This window comes from Streptomyces blattellae (assembly GCF_009709555.1).
Lineage (GTDB): Bacteria > Actinomycetota > Actinomycetes > Streptomycetales > Streptomycetaceae > Streptomyces > Streptomyces blattellae.
The window spans coordinates 1-15,512 of record NZ_WJBG01000066.1; the positions used below are offsets into that span (position 1 = coordinate 1).

Below are 15,512 nucleotides of genomic sequence, written 5' to 3' on the forward strand. Positions count from 1 at the left end.
CCACGACGCCATGGCGGTGGAGGACTTCCGGCCCCGCTTCCTGGCGAAGTCGACGGTGGCCCGGCCACCTGGGGTTCTGGACGGCGGGCTCCGTGGCGCTCAGCGGAGCCCCGGCGACGAACCCCGGCGACCTGACTTCCGGAACCTCCGGATGCAGATGAGGAACCACCGGGGAGCGAGTCGCTCGCGAGGGAGCAGTTCAACGCGCGTGCGGCGAGGCGTTTTGGCGCGTTTTCCCTATATGGCAACCATATCCAGGCCGGGTGGACGGCGCATGGCAGCTGGGGCGGCTGCGGGAGCCGCCCGGTGTGCGGATCCCCCAGGCGGGTGGTGCACTGGATGAGGGGCTTTGTTGCCGGAGGCGGTTCGGCAGCGGATGCGCGGCCGAGGAGGGGAGGAGCACCCGGTTCTCGCACCCTGAGAGGTTGCCGTGAGCAACGAAAACGACGCATTCGACGACGACGCATTCGACGACGACGCATTCGACGACATCGGCCCCATCGACTACCTGGTGGTCGAATACCCGGGCAGCCGTCCCACGGGAGAAGCCCTCCCGTACCTCGTCGACCTGGTCGACCAGGGGCTGATCCGCATCCTCGACCTCGTGTTCGTGCGCAAGGACGACGACGGTTCCGTCACAGCGGTCGACATCGCGGACCTCAACCGGGACGCGGACACGGACCTCACGGCGTTCGAAGGCGCCACCTCGGGACTGCTCGGGCAGGACGACATCGAAGAGGCCGGAAAGGCGATCGGTCCCGGCAGCGCGGCCGCCATCCTGATGTACGAGAACCGCTGGGCCGCACCCTTCGCCCGAGCCCTGCGGCGCGGCGGCGCCCGACTGGTGGCCGCCGGAAGGATCCCCGTCCAGGAAGTGATCGCGGCACTGGACTCGGCGGAGGCCGCAGCCGACACCGGGACGTGAACAGCACAGCACGCAGAGCACAGGAGGTGCCGACCATGCCAGGTCTCATTCGCGGCGTCGCCCGCACCGCCGCCGTCGCCGGCACGGCGACGGCGGTGTCGAACCGCGTGTCCCGGCGGCAGGCCGGCCGGTGGGCCGAGCAGGACGCCCGGCGGGCCGCACCGCGACCCGGGCCCTTCGCTCAGCCCCCGGCCCTGTCCTCGGAGGACAAGATCGCCCAGCTGAAAGAACTGGGTGAACTGAAAGCTCAAGGTGTGCTGACGGAAGCGGAGTTCGAGGACCAGAAGCGCACGATCCTCAGCGGGTGACCACCAGCTATGGACGGCCTGCAGATCCTCCCGCTCGCCATCACCATGATGATCGGACCTCAGATCATGTCGGCGATCATCTTCGTGACGACGCCGAGGGCGGTCCGCGTGTCGCTGGGGTTTCTGACCGGCGTGGCCATCGCCGCCACGGCGGGCGTGGCCATCGCGATGGGCCTCGCAGCCGCTCTCGGCAACGCTGTCGACCTCGGTGACTCCTCCGACCACGGTTCCACGGGTCTGATCATCCAGTACGTACTCGTGGCGCTCCTGGCCGCCGCCGCGCTCAAGAACTGGATCAAGCGGGAAACCATCGAGCCGCCGAAGTGGCTCGGCACCCTGATGACCGCGGACTCGCGCAAGGCGTTCAAGGTCGGACTGCTGGTCATCCTCCTGATGCCGTCCGACATCATGATCATGCTGACCGTGGGCGTCAATCTGATCCAGACCGACGCGTCGTTCGCCTCGGCACTGCCGTTCATCGCCCTGACCCTCCTCGTCGCGGCGCTTCCGCTGCTGGTACGTCTGCTGTTCGGCCGCCATGCCGAAGCCGCCATGCCCAAGATCCGCGACTGGATGAACACGCACAGCTGGCTCGTGAACATCATCGTGTGCGCGGTCTTCATCCTCCTGATCCTCACTTGACACCGCTGACCCACGCCGGGTGACAGGGAGACAGCCGGCGGCCTGGTGGCCTTCGGCACGGTCATGCTGATCAGCGGAGGCACCCTCGACGTGCTGCGCGGCATCGTGGTCCTGGCCGTTCTGGTCGGCTCAGCCTCTGTGGAGCGCGCGGACCTTTCCGTCCGATCCGTCCGACTTCTCGCCGGCGCGGGACTGGTGCGCTGCCAGAGGCGGTCGCCGTGCTCGATGGTGTTGCCGTTGCCGTTGCCGTTGCCGTTGCCGTTGCCGTTGCCGTTGCCGTAGCCGGCCGGGTGCCCGGCCGCGCGGGCGAGGACGGCCACGAACCCCGGCTCGGCACCGTGCCGGCCGCCTCCAAGGGGGCGCGTACGGCTCAGATGCCGGCCGCCGCCGACAGGTCACGCTTGAGCGCGGCGAGCAGCTCGGCGGCCTTCGTGCGGGCCTCGGGCAGCCGGTCGTGCGCGGCGACCGGTACCACGACCTCCAGGTAGCACTTCAGCTTCGGCTCCGTGCCGCTGGGGCGTACCACGACCCGGGCGCCGTCGAGCGTGTAGCGCAGGCCGTCCGTGGGCGGCAGCCTGTCCGTGCCGCGGGTGAGGTCCTCGGCGTCGGTGATGGCCAGTCCCGCCAGCTCGGTCGGCGGCTGCTCGCGCAGGCGCCGCATGGCGGCCGCGATGACCGACAGGTCCTCGACGCGGACGGAGAGCTGGCCGGTGGCGTGCAGGCCGTGCTCCACGGCGAGGTCGTCCAGCAGGTCCAGGAGGGTGCGGTCCTGCTCCTTCAGTTCGGACGCCAGCTCGGTGACGAGGAGGGCCGCGGTGATGCCGTCCTTGTCGCGTACGCCGTCGGGGTCGACGCAGTAGCCGAGGGCCTCCTCGTAGCCGTAGCGCAGACCGTCCACGCGGGCGATCCACTTGAAGCCGGTGAGCGTCTCCTCGTACGGCAGTCCCGCCTTCTCCGCGATCCGCCCGAGCAGGGACGACGACACGATGGACTCGGCGAACGTGCCGTGTGCGCCGCGCCGGACGAGGTGGGCGGCGAGGAGGGAGCCGACCTCGTCGCCGCGGAGCATGCGCCAGTCGGCGCCGTCCTTGACGGCCACCGCGCACCGGTCGGCGTCCGGGTCGTTGGCGATGATCAGGTCCGGCTCGGTCTCCCGGGCCTTGGCGAAGGCCAGGTCCATCGCGCCGGGCTCTTCCGGGTTGGGGAAGGCGACGGTCGGGAAGTCCGGGTCGGGCTCGGCCTGCTCGGCGACGAGTACCGGTGCGGGGAAGCCGGCGCGGGCGAACGCGGCCAGCAGGACGTCCCTGCCGACGCCGTGCATCGCCGTGTAGACGGTACGGGCGGTGCGCGGGGAACCGGCGGTCAGGACGGCGTCCGTGCGGGCGAGATAGGCGTCGAGGACGGCGTCGTCGAGCGTCTCCCAGCCGGAGTCGGGCCGGGGGACGTCGGCGAGGGCGTCGATCGCGTCGATCTCGGCCGCGATCTCCGCGTCCGCCGGCGGGACGATCTGCGAACCGTCGCCGAGGTACACCTTGTAGCCGTTGTCGCGGGGCGGGTTGTGGCTGGCGGTGACCTCGACACCGGCGACCGCGCCCAGGTGCCGTATGGCGTAGGCGAGGACGGGGGTGGGGAGCGGGCGGGGCAGGACGGCCGCGTGCAGGCCCGCGCCGGTCATCACGGCGGCGGTGTCGCGGGCGAAGTCGGCGGACTTGTGCCGGGCGTCGTAGCCGACGACGACGAGTCCGCCGGACTGGCCGTTCTTCTTCAGGTACGCGGCGAGGCCTGCTGCCGCGCGGATGACGACCGAGCGGTTCATGCGCATCGGGCCGGCGCCCAGTTCTCCGCGCAGGCCGGCCGTGCCGAACTGGAGGGTGCCGGCGAAGCGCTCGGTGAGTTCTGTGACGTCCGCGGCGTCGATGAGCTTGGACAGCTCGTCGCGGGTCTCCGCGTCGGGGTCCTCGGCGAGCCACGCCTGGGCCCGGGCGATGAGATCGTCGTGCACGTCGGGTGCCTCTCGTTGTGTGTCCGTACGGTGTCGGGTGCGGGCCGGGTTCCTCGCCCCCGCCGCCCCTACCCGTCCCGTCCCTGGGGGCTGCGCCCCCAGACCCCCGCTTCGGCCTCAACGGCCTCGTCCTCAAACGCCGGACGGGCTGAAAATACCCGGACCGGCGCTGTGGCCGGCCCGCAGTGGGTGGGTGGGGGATCGGGACGGTTGGTCCGTCCTCAGGCGTTGGGCGGGCTGAAATACCGGGACTGGCGTTGTGGTCGGCTCGCAGTGGGTGGGTGGGGGATCGGGAAGGCCTCCCCTCGTCCTCAAACGCCGGACGGGCTGAAAATCAGCCAGCCGGGCATGGGGCGACGCCTCACAGTCGGCCCAGCACCTGCGCCAGCAGTGACCCCATCCGTGTCGCCGAGTCCCGTCCGGCCTGCAGGACCTCCTCGTGGTTCAGGGGCTCTCCCGTCATGCCTGCCGCGAGGTTCGTCACGAGGGAGATGCCCAGCACCTCGGCACCGGCCTCACGCGCCGCGATGGCCTCCAGGACGGTCGACATGCCCACGAGGTCCGCGCCGATGACGCGGGCCATGCGGATCTCCGCCGGGGTCTCGTAGTGCGGGCCGGGGAACTGGGCGTAGACGCCCTCCTCCAGGGTGGGGTCGATCTCCTTGCACAGGGCGCGCAGGCGCGGCGAGTACAGGTCGGTGAGGTCGACGAAGTTGGCGCCGACGATCGGGGAGGTGGCGGTGAGGTTGATGTGATCGCTGATGAGGACCGGCTGCCCGGGGCGCATGCCCTCGCGCAGGCCGCCGCAGCCGTTGGTGAGGACGACCGTCTTGCAGCCGGCCGCCACCGCGGTGCGGACGCCGTGGGCTACTGCTGCCACGCCGCGGCCCTCGTAGAAGTGCGTGCGGCCGAGGAAGACCAGGGCGCGCTTGTGGCCGATCTTGTACGAGCGGATCTTGCCGCCGTGTCCCTCCACCGCCGGCGGCGGGAACCCGGGCAGCTCGGTGACCTGGAACTCGGCGTCGGGTGCGCCGAGGGCCTCCACGGCCGGTGCCCAGCCGGAGCCCATCACAAGGGCGACGTCGTGGGTCTCGGCGCCGGTCATTTCCCGCAGGCGCGCGGCGGCGGCGTCGGCGGCGGCGTAGGGATCGCCCTGGATGTCGTCCGGAAGAAGAGATGCGTTCACGCGCATGAGAGTAGCTGGTCTGGGCCTACGCGCGTAGATGACGGAACCCACGGGATGGCGATCGTTGCCTTGTTGTTTCCGGCGAAACCGGCCGGCGGCACGGTACTCGGCAGGCCGCACTCAGCAGGGCCGCTTGCGCAGCTCCATCACGTAGTCGTGCGGTGCCCCCGCGGACTCGGCGGCGTCCGCGAGCTCTCCGAGGTAGCGGGCCGAGGGGAGCCCGCCCTCGTAGCCGTTCAGGACGTACACCCAGGCCGGTTCCTCGCCGTCCAGGGTGAGCGCGCGCACGCGGGCCCGGCGGTAGATGCCCAGGCCCACGCCGACCCAGCGGTCCAGGGACTCCTCGTCCATCGGTGCGATGTCGTACAGCGCGACGAAGACCTGCTCCAGCGGATCCTCGACGATCGTCGCGAGCGCGCCCTCCCAGCCCATCTGCTCGCCGCCGAAGGTCAGCCGCCACCCGTTCAGCCAGCCGGTGGCGCGCATCGGCGAGTACGGTGCGCGGCGGGTCATCAGCCGCGCGTCGAGATTGCCGGCGTAGGCGGCGTAGAGCGACATGGGTCGAGCGTACGGCAGCCGAACCGGCCGCCCCTCCCGTAACAGTGGTATCTCAGGCGGCCCCCCAGGGCAGGACCACCCCGAAGCGTGCGGGACAATTGCATACGTGACTCGGATCGTGATCATCGGTGGCGGACCCGGCGGATACGAAGCGGCGCTGGTGGCCGCGCAGCTCGGCGCGGAGGTGACCGTCGTCGACTGCGACGGTCTGGGCGGGGCGTCGGTGCTCACCGACTGCGTGCCGTCGAAGACCCTGATCGCCACGGCCGAGGTGATGACCACCTTCGACTCGTCGTACGAAGAGCTGGGCATCATCGTCGCCGACGACACCCCGCACATCGACACGCCCGCCCGGGTCGTCGGGGTCGATCTCGGCAAGGTCAACCGGCGTGTCAAGCGGCTCGCCCTCGCCCAGTCGCACGACATCACCGCCTCCGTGACCCGGGCCGGCGCGCGTGTCATGCGCGGGCGTGGACGGCTGGAGGGCATGCAGGCCCTCGACGGATCGCGCAAGGTCGTCGTACGGGCCGCCGACGGGACAGAGGAGACGCTCACCGCCGACGCCGTCCTCATCGCCACCGGCGGCCACCCGCGCGAGCTGCCCGACGCCCAGCCCGACGGCGAGCGCATCCTCAACTGGACCCAGGTCTACGACCTCGACGAGCTGCCGGCCGAGCTCATCGTGGTCGGTTCCGGTGTCACCGGCGCCGAGTTCGCCGGCGCCTACCAGGCCCTCGGCTCCAGGGTTACCCTCGTCTCCTCCCGCGACCGCGTGCTGCCCGGCGAGGACCCGGACGCCGCCGCCGTCCTGGAGGACGTCTTCCGCCGCCGCGGCATGAACGTCATGGCCCGCTCCCGTGCCGCCGCCGCCAAGCGCGTCGGCGACCGCGTCGAGGTCACGCTCGCCGACGGCCGCGTCATCACCGGCTCGCACTGTCTGATGGCCGTCGGCGCCATTCCGAACTCCGCGGGCATGGGCCTGGACGAGGCCGGCGTGAAGGTCCAGGAGTCCGGCCACATCTGGACCGACCGGGTCTCCCGTACGACCGCCCCGGGCGTGTACGCCGCCGGTGACGTGACCGGTGTCTTCGCCCTCGCCTCCGTGGCCGCCATGCAGGGCCGTATCGCCATGTACCACTTCCTCGGCGACGCGGTGGCCCCGCTCAACCTCAAGGCGGTCTCGTCGAACGTCTTCACCGACCCCGAGATCGCCACCGTCGGCTACTCCCAGGCCGACGTCGACGGCGGCAGGATCGACGCCGTGGTCGTCAAGCTGCCGCTGCTGCGCAACCCGCGCGCCAAGATGCAGGGCATCCGCGACGGCTTCGTCAAGCTCTTCTGCCGTCCGGGCACCGGCATCGTGGTCGGCGGAGTGGTCGTCGCGCCGCGCGCCTCGGAACTGATCCATCCCATCTCGATCGCCGTCGACAACAATCTGACGGTCGAACAGATCGCGAACGCGTTCACCGTGTACCCCTCCCTTTCGGGGTCGATCGCCGAGGTGGCCCGCCAGCTCCACACCCGCAAGACGAACGGCGACGCCTGACGGCTTGAACCGACTCCCCGCTGGTCACGGGGAGTTGTCGAGCATTCGTACGGCATAGTCGGCGGGACTAGGCCCTATACCACTTCCCGCCTTCCTGTGCGAACAACTTCTGTTATTCGGCGCAAACTGCTGAAAGCAGACGGTCGTTGGGGTTACTGTCAGTTTCGTGTTCGCTGCAGAACGTCGCCAATTGATCCTCGAAATGGTGCGAGCGAACGGGGCCGTGTCGCTCCGTGAGCTCGCCCGCGTCGTCCAGACCTCCGAAGTGACCGTACGGCGGGACGTGCGCGCACTGGAGGCAGAAGGACTCCTCGACCGCCGGCACGGCGGTGCGGTATTGCCGGGCGGGTTCACGCGGGAGTCCGGCTTTCCGCAGAAATCACATCTCGCGACCGCCGAGAAGACGGCCATCGCCGATCTCGCCGCGAACCTCGTCGAAGAAGGCGAGGCCATCGTGGTCGGGGCGGGTACCACCACACAGGAGCTGGCCCGCCGGCTCGCCCGGGTCCCCGGGCTCACCGTCGTCACCAACTCCCTCCTGGTGGCCCAGGCGTTGGCCCATGCCAACAGGGTGGAGGTCGTGATGACCGGCGGCACCCTGCGTGGCTCCAACTACGCGTTGGTGGGCAGCGGCGCCGAGCAGTCCTTGCAGGGGCTGCGGGTGTCGCGGGCCTTCCTGTCCGGCAGTGGGCTCACCGCCGAACGCGGGCTGTCCACGTCCAACATGCTGTCGGCGTCCGTGGACCGGGCGCTGGTGCAGGCGGCGGCGGAGGTCGTCGTCCTCGCCGACCACACCAAGCTCGGTCAGGACACGATGTTCCAGACGGTGCCGACGGATGTGATCACGCGCCTCGTGACGGACGAGCCGCCCGCGCATGACGACCGTGCGGCCACGGAGTTGCAGGCGCTGGCCGACCAGGGGGTGCAGATCGCCGTCGCGGGGGCATCGGGAAACGCGGGGGGCGGTGATCCCGTCCCGGCGCGTCAGCAGCGCCGGGACGTGCCGCTGCCGGGGCCCCGGCGGGGAGTTCCCGGTGGGGGCCAGGCCCTGCGTACGGCCACGGTGCTGGGTGAAGCGGGCGCGGAGCAGCGGGCGCGGGTCGCGGATATGCGGCGGCGTTAGGGTCACGTACGCGGCGGAGCCGTATACCGACACAGCCCCGCGCCCCTCACGTCGGTCCCCGCGACGTCTACGTCAGTCCCCGCAAGGTCAGTTTCAGCAGCCGGTCCGCCAAGTCCGGGTCCGTCGGCGACTCTTCCGCTGCCAGCGCGATCGCGTGGGTCAGTTGGAGGAGATCGCCGATCGCCACGTCGGGGCGGACCTTGCCTGCTTCCTGGGCTCGCGTCAGCAGGGCCGTGCCCGCCTCGCGGATCGGGTGGCTGCATCGCGCGAGGGCCGAGGTGTTGTCGTACGACACCGACATGAGCGCCCGCGACAAGCCCCGGTACTCGCCTGCATGGGTGACGATCTCGCGTAGCCAGGTGACCAGGGACGTACACGGGTCCGGGGTGCCCAGCAGCTCGCGGGAGCGGGCGAGGAGGTCGCTTACGCCGTCCTCGAAGACCGCGCTCAGCAGGGCGTGGCGGTTGGGGAAGTGGCGGTAGAGGGTGCCGATGCCGACGCCGGCGCGGCGGGCGATGTCTTCCAGCGAGGCGTCGGTGCCGTGGGCGGCGAAGGCGGTGCGGGCCTCGGCGAGCAGGCGGTCGTAGTTGCGGCGGGCGTCGGCGCGCATGGGGCGTGGCGGGCTCGTCTCCTGTGAGGTCGAGACCGCCATGGCTCCCACCTGCCCTCTCGTCCGCCCGGCTGTCTCTCCAGAATGCCATCGGCAAACGGCTGCGCCCGGCGGGCCGACCGCTGTGGTCTCCGCCGGGCGCGTCAGGATGTCGTACGAAGGGTGTCGTACGGCTCAGTCCTTGATCTCGCAGATCACCGCGCCGGAGGTGATGGAGGCGCCGACCTCCGCGGACAGGCCCTTGATGGTGCCGGACCTGTGGGCGTTGAGGGGCTGCTCCATCTTCATGGCCTCCAGGACGACGACCAGGTCGCCCTCCTTGACCTCCTGGCCCTCCTCGACGGCGATCTTGACGATGGTGCCCTGCATCGGGGAGGCGAGGGTGTCGCCGGAGGCCACGGGGCCGGACTTCTTGGCCGCGCGGCGCTTGGGCTTGGCGCCTGCCGCGAGGCCGGTGCGGGCCAGCGACATGCCGAGCGAGGACGGGAGGGAGACCTCCAGGCGCTTGCCGCCGACCTCGACGACGACCGTCTCGCGGCCCGGCTCCTCGTCCGAGTCCACGTCGGCGGGGGCGGCGAAGGGCTTGATCTCGTTGACGAACTCGGTCTCGATCCAGCGGGTGTGGACGGTGAAGGGCTCCTGGCTGCCGGTGATTTCGGGGGCGAACGCCGGGTCCTTCACCACCGCGCGGTGGAACGGGATCGCGGTCGCCATGCCCTCGACCTGGAACTCCTCCAGCGCGCGGGCGGCCCGCTGCAGGGCCTGCTCGCGGGTGGCGCCGGTGATGATCAGCTTGGCGAGCAGGGAGTCCCAGGCCGGGCCGATGACCGAGCCGGACTCGACGCCCGCGTCCAGGCGGACGCCCGGACCGGCCGGCGGGTCGAACCTGGTGACCGTGCCCGGCGCCGGGAGGAAGCCCCGGCCCGGGTCCTCGCCGTTGATGCGGAACTCGAAGGAATGGCCGCGCAGCCCGGGGTCGCCGTAACCGAGGGCCTCGCCGTCGGCGATGCGGAACATCTCGCGCACCAGGTCGATGCCGGCGACCTCCTCGGTGACCGGGTGCTCGACCTGGAGCCGGGTGTTGACCTCCAGGAAGGAGATCGTGCCGTCCATGCCGACCAGGAACTCCACGGTGCCCGCGCCGACGTATCCGGCCTCCTTCAGGATGGCCTTGGAGGCGCGGTACAGCTCCGCGTTCTGCTGCTCGGACAGGAACGGCGCCGGGGCCTCCTCGACCAGCTTCTGGTGCCGGCGCTGCAGCGAGCAGTCACGGGTCGACACGACGACCACGTTGCCGTGGGTGTCGGCCAGGCACTGCGTCTCCACGTGCCGCGGCTTGTCCAGGTAGCGCTCGACGAAGCACTCGCCGCGCCCGAACGCGGCGACGGCCTCACGGACCGCCGACTCGTACAGTTCGGGCACCTCTTCGAGCGTCCGCGCGACCTTCAGACCACGACCGCCGCCACCGAAGGCGGCCTTGATCGCGATCGGCAGGCCGTGCTCCTCGGCGAAGGCGACGACCTCGTCGGCGCCGGAGACCGGGTCGGGCGTACCGGCGACCAGCGGGGCGCCCGCGCGCTGGGCGATGTGCCGGGCGGCCACCTTGTCACCGAGGTCCCGGATGGCCTGCGGCGGCGGGCCGATCCAGATCAGATCGGCGTCCAGGACCGCCTGTGCGAACTCGGCGTTCTCGGAGAGGAAGCCGTAGCCGGGGTGGATCGCGTCCGCGCCGGACTCCCGGGCGGCGTTCAGGACCTTCTCGATGTCCAGGTAGCTCGTCGCCGGGGTGTCACCGCCCAGGGCGAACGCCTCATCCGCCGCGCGGACATGCGACGCGTCCCGGTCCGGGTCGGCGTATACGGCCACGCTCGCGATACCGGCGTCCCGGCAGGCCCGGGCCACGCGGACAGCGATTTCGCCACGGTTGGCGATGAGCACCTTGCGCACGATTGAGGCTCCCTCCTTGAAACAAGCCGAGTTTAGGGACTGCCGACACGGCACTTCGACCCGTCCCCACTGGTGAGCTTGCCCACACGGAGCGTGATACGAGGCTTGCTCGACCCGCGAAATCCCTTGTCGCACCTCGGTACGCAGGACTCCTCCGGGCAACCCTAGCCGTCCTCTGTGGTCAAGGTCTCTGTCATCACGTGCTGCGGGCCACCCGGTTTCTTTGTGGAGTCCCTACGAATGGCCCAATGATTCTTTGCCGAGCGCCGGACCCTTGTCCCGTGGTTTACCCGTTAGTAGCGTTCATGGTGTATCGAACATACTTGGGGTAACAGGGGCTCGGCTTGAGGGTGGGTGGGGACCGGTGGTGCGCAGACCGGTGGCGTGGGTCGTGGCGGTCGTGCTCTTCGTGGAGGCGCTCTGCATCGCCGCGCTGAACTGGTTCCTCGGGGTCGTGGTCGACCGCCAGAACATGTCCCTGGCGGGCCTCGACCCGGACGTCATGTCGCTGTCCTCGAAGATCGGCGGCGTGCTCTTCGGCCTCTACTTCGCCTTCTGCGGCCTGGTCGCCCTGCTCGTGGCCCTGCGCGACCGCCGCCCCGCCGGCTTCGGCCGCGCCCTGCTGATCAGCGGCGCCGTGGTGCACGGCCTGCTGGGCGCCCTCACCTGGGGCCTGGTCGGCTGGCCGGCGTTCCTGTTCATGGTGCTGGTGCTCGGCCTCATCGTGCTGCTGCTGATGACGTACGACGCGGAGGAGCGGCCCGCCGCCCCAGAACCCGGGGACAGCAAGCCCGGCAACGGCGGCTCCCCGGTCAGTCCTCCGCCGGCGCCCACAACTCCGTGATCCCCACGCCCAGTTCGGCGAGCAGACGGCGTACGAGGGGCAGGCTGATGCCGATCACATTGCCGTGGTCGCCGTCGATGCCGTCGATGAACGGCGCCGAGCGGCCGCCGAGCGTGAACGCCCCCGCGACGTAGAGGGGTTCGCCCGAGGCGACGTACGCGGCGATCTCCTCGTCGGTCGGCTCGCCGAAGCGGACGACGGTGGAGGCGACGCCGGAGACATACCGGCCGGTGGCCGTGTCGTAGACGCAGTGCCCGGTCTGCAGCGTGCCCGCCCGGCCGCGCATCGACTTCCAGCGGGCGGTGGCCTCCTCGGCGTCGGCGGGCTTGCCGAGCGCCTGTCCGTCCAGCTCAAGCACCGAGTCGCAGCCGATCACCAGGGCGCCCTTGACCTCCGGTTTCGCCGCGACGACCGACGCCTTCGCCTCGGCGAGGGCAAGGGCCAGGTCGGCGGGGGTGGGGGCGGTGACGGCGTCCTCGTCCACGCCGCTCACGATCACTTCGGGGTCCAGGCCGGCCTGCCGGAGGAGGCTCAGGCGGGCGGGGGACTGGGAGGCGAGGACGAGGCGGCGGCGGGGCGTGTCTGTCATGCGGTCAGGGTATCGACGGTCCGCTCCGGCAACTCGGACAGGCCCTAGGTCAGGCCGATCACGAGCATGGCCAGGACCATGGCGAGGGCCATGAGAAAGCCGAGCCGCCGCAGCATCTGCTGCGTTTCGCGCAGTTCTTCGGGCGGCTCGTTCTCAGGGTCGGACCACAGCATGCCACTAGCGTGGGGCGGGGCGGGGGGAGGGCGCCTGAGTATGCGTACTCAAGTGGTGCCCCGGGTTTGCCGTACTGTGCGCCCACGCGGCGGAGCCGCACATTGATACAGCCCCGCGCCCCTGGCCGGGCTGCTGCTAGCCCGGCCAGTATGTGCGGGACCATGCCGTGGGCCCGGGCTGGGGCACGCGGTGTGCTGCGATCCGGGCCGGGTCCGACCAGGAGTCTCTGTCACGGGGTGCGCCGGGCGGCTCTGTTGCTGCTGCCGCGGCGCGGGCTCGGACCACCGCCAGGGCGGCGGCGAGCTCCTCGGGGGTGGGGTTGCCCCGTACGACCTTGATCGTCATGGTGGCTCCTAGAGCTGGCTCCTAGAGGGGGATGTTGCCGTGCTTCTTCGGGGGCAGGGACTCCCGCTTGGTGCGCAGCTGACGCAGGCCGCGTACGACGTGGCGGCGGGTGTCGGACGGCATGATCACGGAGTCGATGTAGCCGCGTTCGGCGGCGATGTACGGGTTGAGGAGGGTGTCCTCGTACTCCTGGATCACGCGGGCGCGGGTCGCCTCGTCCGTTCCTGAGGCCTCCGCCTCGGCGATGGTGCGGCGGTGCAGGATGTTGACCGCGCCCTGGGCGCCCATGACGGCGATCTGGGCGGTCGGCCAGGCGAGGTTGAGGTCGGCACCCAGGTGCTTGGAGCCCATGACGTCGTAGGCGCCGCCGAAGGCCTTGCGGGTGATGACCGTGATCAGCGGGACGGTGGCCTCGGCGTACGCGTAGATCAGCTTGGCGCCGCGGCGGATGATGCCGTCGTGCTCCTGGTCGACACCGGGGAGGAAGCCGGGGACGTCGACGAAGGTGATGACCGGGACGTTGAAGGCGTCGCAGGTGCGGACGAAGCGGGCGGCCTTTTCGGAGGCCTTGATGTCCAGGCAGCCCGCGTACTGCATCGGCTGGTTGGCGACGATGCCGACGGGGCGGCCCTCGACGCGGCCGTAACCGGTGAGGATGTTGGGGGCGTAGAGGGGCTGCGTCTCGAAGAACTCGGCGTCGTCCAGGATGTGCTCGATCACCGTGTGCATGTCGTACGGCTGGTTCGCGCTGTCGGGGACCAGTACGTCCAGCTCGCGGTCCTCGTCGGTGAAAGCGAGGTCGGCCTCCTCCGGGTAGGCCGGGGGCTCGCTGAGGTTGTTGGACGGCAGGTACGACAGCAGCTGCTTGATGTACTCGATCGCGTCCTTCTCGTCCCCGGCCATGTGGTGCGCCACGCCCGAGGCCGAGTTGTGGGTGCGGGCGCCGCCCAGCTCCTCGAAGCCGACGTCCTCGCCGGTGACCGTCTTGATGACGTCCGGGCCGGTGATGAACATGTGCGAGGTCTGGTCGACCATGATCGTGAAGTCGGTGATCGCGGGGGAGTAGACCGCGCCGCCCGCGCAGGGGCCCACGACCAGGCTGATCTGCGGGATGACGCCGGAGGCGTGTGTGTTGCGGCGGAAGATCTCGCCGTACGCGCCCAGCGAGGCCACGCCCTCCTGGATGCGGGCGCCGCCGGAGTCGTTGATGCCGATGACCGGGCAGCCGGTCTTCAGCGCGAAGTCCATGACCTTCACGATCTTCTGGCCGTAGACCTCGCCGAGGGCACCGCCGAAGACGGTGAAGTCCTGAGAGAAGACGGCGACCGGGCGGCTGTCGACGGTGCCGTAGCCGGTGACGACGCCGTCGCCGTACGGCCGGTTCTTCTCCAGGCCGAAGTTGGTGGAGCGGTGCCGGGCGAACTCGTCGAGTTCGACGAAGGACCCCTCGTCGAGCAGGAGCTCGATCCGCTCACGGGCCGTCAGCTTGCCCTTGGCGTGCTGCTTTTCGACGGCGCGTGCGGAGCCGGCGTGCGTCGCTTCCTCGATACGGCGCTGGAGATCCGCGAGCTTGCCCGCGGTGGTGTGGATGTCGATCCCTGAGGTCTCTGAGGACTCTTGGATCTCGTGACGCTCTTCCGGCTCGGACATCGGGACGGCGCTCCCTGCCTGCTCAAAAGGGGGGACTGTTACTCATCCGTAGAGTAGTGGGGTGCCTACCAATCGGCAGTGCGGCGTTCAACACACCTAGTCTGGCTTGCATGACGCCGCGAGATGCAGCAGAGCCGAACGACAGCAGCCGGTGGTCCGACCTGGACCGGCCGCCCCTCAACGCCGCCGCCCTGCGCCGGGCGCTCGTGCGGGAGGGCGGGCTGTGGTCGGACGTGGAGGTCGTGCCGAGCACCGGCTCCACCAACTCCGACCTCGTGGCCCTGGCGAACGCGGGCGACGCGGAGGAGGGCGCGGTCCTCGTCGCCGAGGAGCAGACCGCGGGGCGCGGGCGCCTCGAACGGCAGTGGACGGCTCCGGCCCGCTCCGGCCTGTTCTTCTCCGTCCTCCTCCGGCCCACGGAGGTGCCGGTGTACCGCTGGGGGTGGGTGCCGCTGCTCACCGGTGTCGCGGTGGCGACGGGGCTGTCGCGGGCCGCGGGCGTGGACACGGCACTCAAATGGCCCAATGACCTGCTGCTGACCGTCGGCGGTGAGGAACGCAAGGCCGGCGGAATCCTCGCCGAGCGGGCCGGAGCCGATGGCGTGGTCGTCGGCGTCGGCATCAATGTGACCCTGCGCGAGGACGAGCTTCCCGTGCCGGCCGCCGGTTCGCTGGCGCTGGCGGGGGCCGTGAGCACGGACCGGGACCCCCTGCTGCGGGCCGTGCTGCGGTCGCTGGAGGAGTGGTACGGCCGGTGGCGCTCGGCCGGCGGCGATCCCGGGGCGAGCGGGCTGCAGGAGACGTATGCGGCGGGCTGCGCGACGCTGGGGAGGAGGGTGCGGGCCGAGCTGCCCGGCGATCGGTCGGTCACCGGTGAGGCGGTGGCGATCGACGGGGACGGGCGGCTGGTGCTGGCGACGGAGGAGGGCGTGCAGGAGCCGGTGGGGGCGGGGGACATCGTTCACTTGCGCCCGGCGTGAGGTCTGTCGGGCGGTGTGTCGGTGCGTTTGCGGGTGCGTTGTGCGCGGTGTGTTGTCCGTCGGTCCGTGTGGGTTCGCTTGCG

At 70.7% G+C, this 15,512-nt stretch carries 17 protein-coding genes; 8 read left to right on the forward strand and 9 right to left on the reverse strand.

All coding sequences use genetic code 11. The annotated features are described in order from the left end of the window. Window positions 1–430 precede the first annotated feature (430 nt). Genes GFH49_RS01470 through GFH49_RS01485 form a run of 4 tightly spaced genes read left to right on the forward strand, consistent with a single transcriptional unit; the run spans window position 431 to window position 2,157 of the window. Window positions 431–925, forward strand: coding sequence for a DUF6325 family protein (locus GFH49_RS01470; RefSeq protein ID WP_230396101.1), 495 nt, complete (start codon window positions 431–433; stop codon window positions 923–925). 35 nt (window positions 926–960) lie between these two features. Next, window positions 961–1,233, forward strand: a complete 273-nt coding sequence (locus GFH49_RS01475) for an SHOCT domain-containing protein (RefSeq protein ID WP_155053892.1) — start codon at window positions 961–963, stop codon at window positions 1,231–1,233. A 9-nt stretch (window positions 1,234–1,242) separates the two neighbouring features. Next, a complete protein-coding gene (locus GFH49_RS01480) occupies window positions 1,243–1,875 on the forward strand; it encodes a GAP family protein (protein WP_155053893.1) in 633 nt (210 codons plus the stop codon). A gap of 45 nt (window positions 1,876–1,920) precedes the next feature. Then, window positions 1,921–2,157 carry a hypothetical protein gene (locus GFH49_RS01485; protein ID WP_155053894.1) on the forward strand — a complete coding sequence of 79 codons (237 nt, stop codon included), beginning with the start codon at window positions 1,921–1,923 and terminating at the stop codon, window positions 2,155–2,157. A gap of 88 nt (window positions 2,158–2,245) precedes the next feature. Here the strand turns inward: GFH49_RS01485 and GFH49_RS01490 are convergent, their stop codons facing one another. The 3 genes from GFH49_RS01490 to GFH49_RS01500 all read right to left on the reverse strand — a co-directional run bounded on the left by GFH49_RS01490 (window position 2,246) and on the right by GFH49_RS01500 (window position 5,621). Then, window positions 2,246–3,877: a phospho-sugar mutase gene (locus GFH49_RS01490; RefSeq protein WP_155053895.1), complete on the reverse strand. Its 1,632-nt coding sequence runs from the start codon at window positions 3,875–3,877 to the stop codon at window positions 2,246–2,248. 361 nt (window positions 3,878–4,238) lie between these two features. Beyond that, a complete protein-coding gene (locus tag GFH49_RS01495) occupies window positions 4,239–5,063 on the reverse strand; it encodes a purine-nucleoside phosphorylase (RefSeq protein WP_155053896.1) in 825 nt (274 codons plus the stop codon). Between the two features lie 120 nt (window positions 5,064–5,183). Next, window positions 5,184–5,621 (reverse strand): gamma-glutamylcyclotransferase family protein, encoded by a 438-nt coding sequence (locus GFH49_RS01500; RefSeq protein WP_155053897.1) that lies wholly within the window; start codon window positions 5,619–5,621, stop codon window positions 5,184–5,186. A gap of 97 nt (window positions 5,622–5,718) precedes the next feature. Here GFH49_RS01500 and GFH49_RS01505 point away from each other — a divergent pair, with 97 nt between their 5' ends. After that, window positions 5,719–7,167 (forward strand): NAD(P)H-quinone dehydrogenase, encoded by a 1,449-nt coding sequence (locus tag GFH49_RS01505; protein WP_155053906.1) that lies wholly within the window; start codon window positions 5,719–5,721, stop codon window positions 7,165–7,167. 166 nt (window positions 7,168–7,333) lie between these two features. Beyond that, window positions 7,334–8,290 carry a DeoR/GlpR family DNA-binding transcription regulator gene (locus GFH49_RS01510; RefSeq protein ID WP_155053898.1) on the forward strand — a complete coding sequence of 319 codons (957 nt, stop codon included), beginning with the start codon at window positions 7,334–7,336 and terminating at the stop codon, window positions 8,288–8,290. A 67-nt stretch (window positions 8,291–8,357) separates the two neighbouring features. Here GFH49_RS01510 and GFH49_RS01515 read toward each other — a convergent pair whose 3' ends face one another. Together GFH49_RS01515 and GFH49_RS01520 are read right to left on the reverse strand one after the other, a co-directional pair. Beyond that, complete coding sequence (locus tag GFH49_RS01515; RefSeq protein WP_155053907.1) at window positions 8,358–8,900, reverse strand: TetR/AcrR family transcriptional regulator; 543 nt, start codon at window positions 8,898–8,900, stop codon at window positions 8,358–8,360. Between the two features lie 174 nt (window positions 8,901–9,074). Then, a complete protein-coding gene (locus GFH49_RS01520) occupies window positions 9,075–10,847 on the reverse strand; it encodes an acetyl/propionyl/methylcrotonyl-CoA carboxylase subunit alpha (protein WP_155053899.1) in 1,773 nt (590 codons plus the stop codon). Window positions 10,848–11,211: 364 nt separating this feature from the next. On the opposite strand from GFH49_RS01520, the gene GFH49_RS01525 reads away from it, so the two are divergent. Then, on the forward strand, window positions 11,212–11,691 hold the full coding sequence (locus tag GFH49_RS01525; protein WP_155053900.1) for a hypothetical protein: 480 nt from the start codon (window positions 11,212–11,214) through the stop codon (window positions 11,689–11,691). On the opposite strand, the gene GFH49_RS01530 is transcribed toward GFH49_RS01525, so the two are convergent. From GFH49_RS01530 to GFH49_RS01540, 4 genes are all read right to left on the reverse strand, one after another. Further along, on the reverse strand, window positions 11,660–12,280 hold the full coding sequence (locus tag GFH49_RS01530) for a Maf family protein (RefSeq protein WP_155053901.1): 621 nt from the start codon (window positions 12,278–12,280) through the stop codon (window positions 11,660–11,662). The two genes, GFH49_RS01525 and GFH49_RS01530, sit on opposite strands and share 32 nt — an antisense overlap. 44 nt (window positions 12,281–12,324) lie before the next feature. Further along, window positions 12,325–12,453, reverse strand: a complete 129-nt coding sequence (gene mmpB / locus GFH49_RS40905) for a morphogenic membrane protein MmpB (RefSeq protein WP_268867460.1) — start codon at window positions 12,451–12,453, stop codon at window positions 12,325–12,327. A gap of 136 nt (window positions 12,454–12,589) precedes the next feature. Further along, window positions 12,590–12,799, reverse strand: a complete 210-nt coding sequence (locus GFH49_RS01535; RefSeq protein WP_155053902.1) for an acyl-CoA carboxylase epsilon subunit — start codon at window positions 12,797–12,799, stop codon at window positions 12,590–12,592. Between the two features lie 21 nt (window positions 12,800–12,820). Beyond that, on the reverse strand, window positions 12,821–14,449 hold the full coding sequence (locus GFH49_RS01540) for an acyl-CoA carboxylase subunit beta (RefSeq protein ID WP_155053903.1): 1,629 nt from the start codon (window positions 14,447–14,449) through the stop codon (window positions 12,821–12,823). A 110-nt stretch (window positions 14,450–14,559) separates the two neighbouring features. Here GFH49_RS01540 and GFH49_RS01545 point away from each other — a divergent pair, with 110 nt between their 5' ends. Next, window positions 14,560–15,429, forward strand: coding sequence for a biotin--[acetyl-CoA-carboxylase] ligase (locus GFH49_RS01545; RefSeq protein WP_155053904.1), 870 nt, complete (start codon window positions 14,560–14,562; stop codon window positions 15,427–15,429). Window positions 15,430–15,512: the final 83 nt, after the last annotated feature.

What these genes read in the sequence shown, in the direction of transcription:
- GFH49_RS01515 (WP_155053907.1), bottom strand. Translation starts at nt 8,900, where the DNA reads ATGCGCGCCGACGCCCGCCGCAACTACGACCGCCTGCTCGCCGAGGCC.
- GFH49_RS01545 (WP_155053904.1), top strand. Translation starts at nt 14,560, where the DNA reads ATGACGCCGCGAGATGCAGCAGAGCCGAACGACAGCAGCCGGTGGTCC.
- GFH49_RS01535 (WP_155053902.1), bottom strand. Translation starts at nt 12,799, where the DNA reads ATGACGATCAAGGTCGTACGGGGCAACCCCACCCCCGAGGAGCTCGCC.
- GFH49_RS01530 (WP_155053901.1), bottom strand. Translation starts at nt 12,280, where the DNA reads ATGACAGACACGCCCCGCCGCCGCCTCGTCCTCGCCTCCCAGTCCCCC.
- GFH49_RS01500 (WP_155053897.1), bottom strand. Translation starts at nt 5,621, where the DNA reads ATGTCGCTCTACGCCGCCTACGCCGGCAATCTCGACGCGCGGCTGATG.
- GFH49_RS01480 (WP_155053893.1), top strand. Translation starts at nt 1,243, where the DNA reads ATGGACGGCCTGCAGATCCTCCCGCTCGCCATCACCATGATGATCGGA.
- GFH49_RS01540 (WP_155053903.1), bottom strand. Translation starts at nt 14,449, where the DNA reads ATGTCCGAGCCGGAAGAGCGTCACGAGATCCAAGAGTCCTCAGAGACC.
- GFH49_RS01475 (WP_155053892.1), top strand. Translation starts at nt 961, where the DNA reads ATGCCAGGTCTCATTCGCGGCGTCGCCCGCACCGCCGCCGTCGCCGGC.
- mmpB (WP_268867460.1), bottom strand. Translation starts at nt 12,453, where the DNA reads ATGCTGTGGTCCGACCCTGAGAACGAGCCGCCCGAAGAACTGCGCGAA.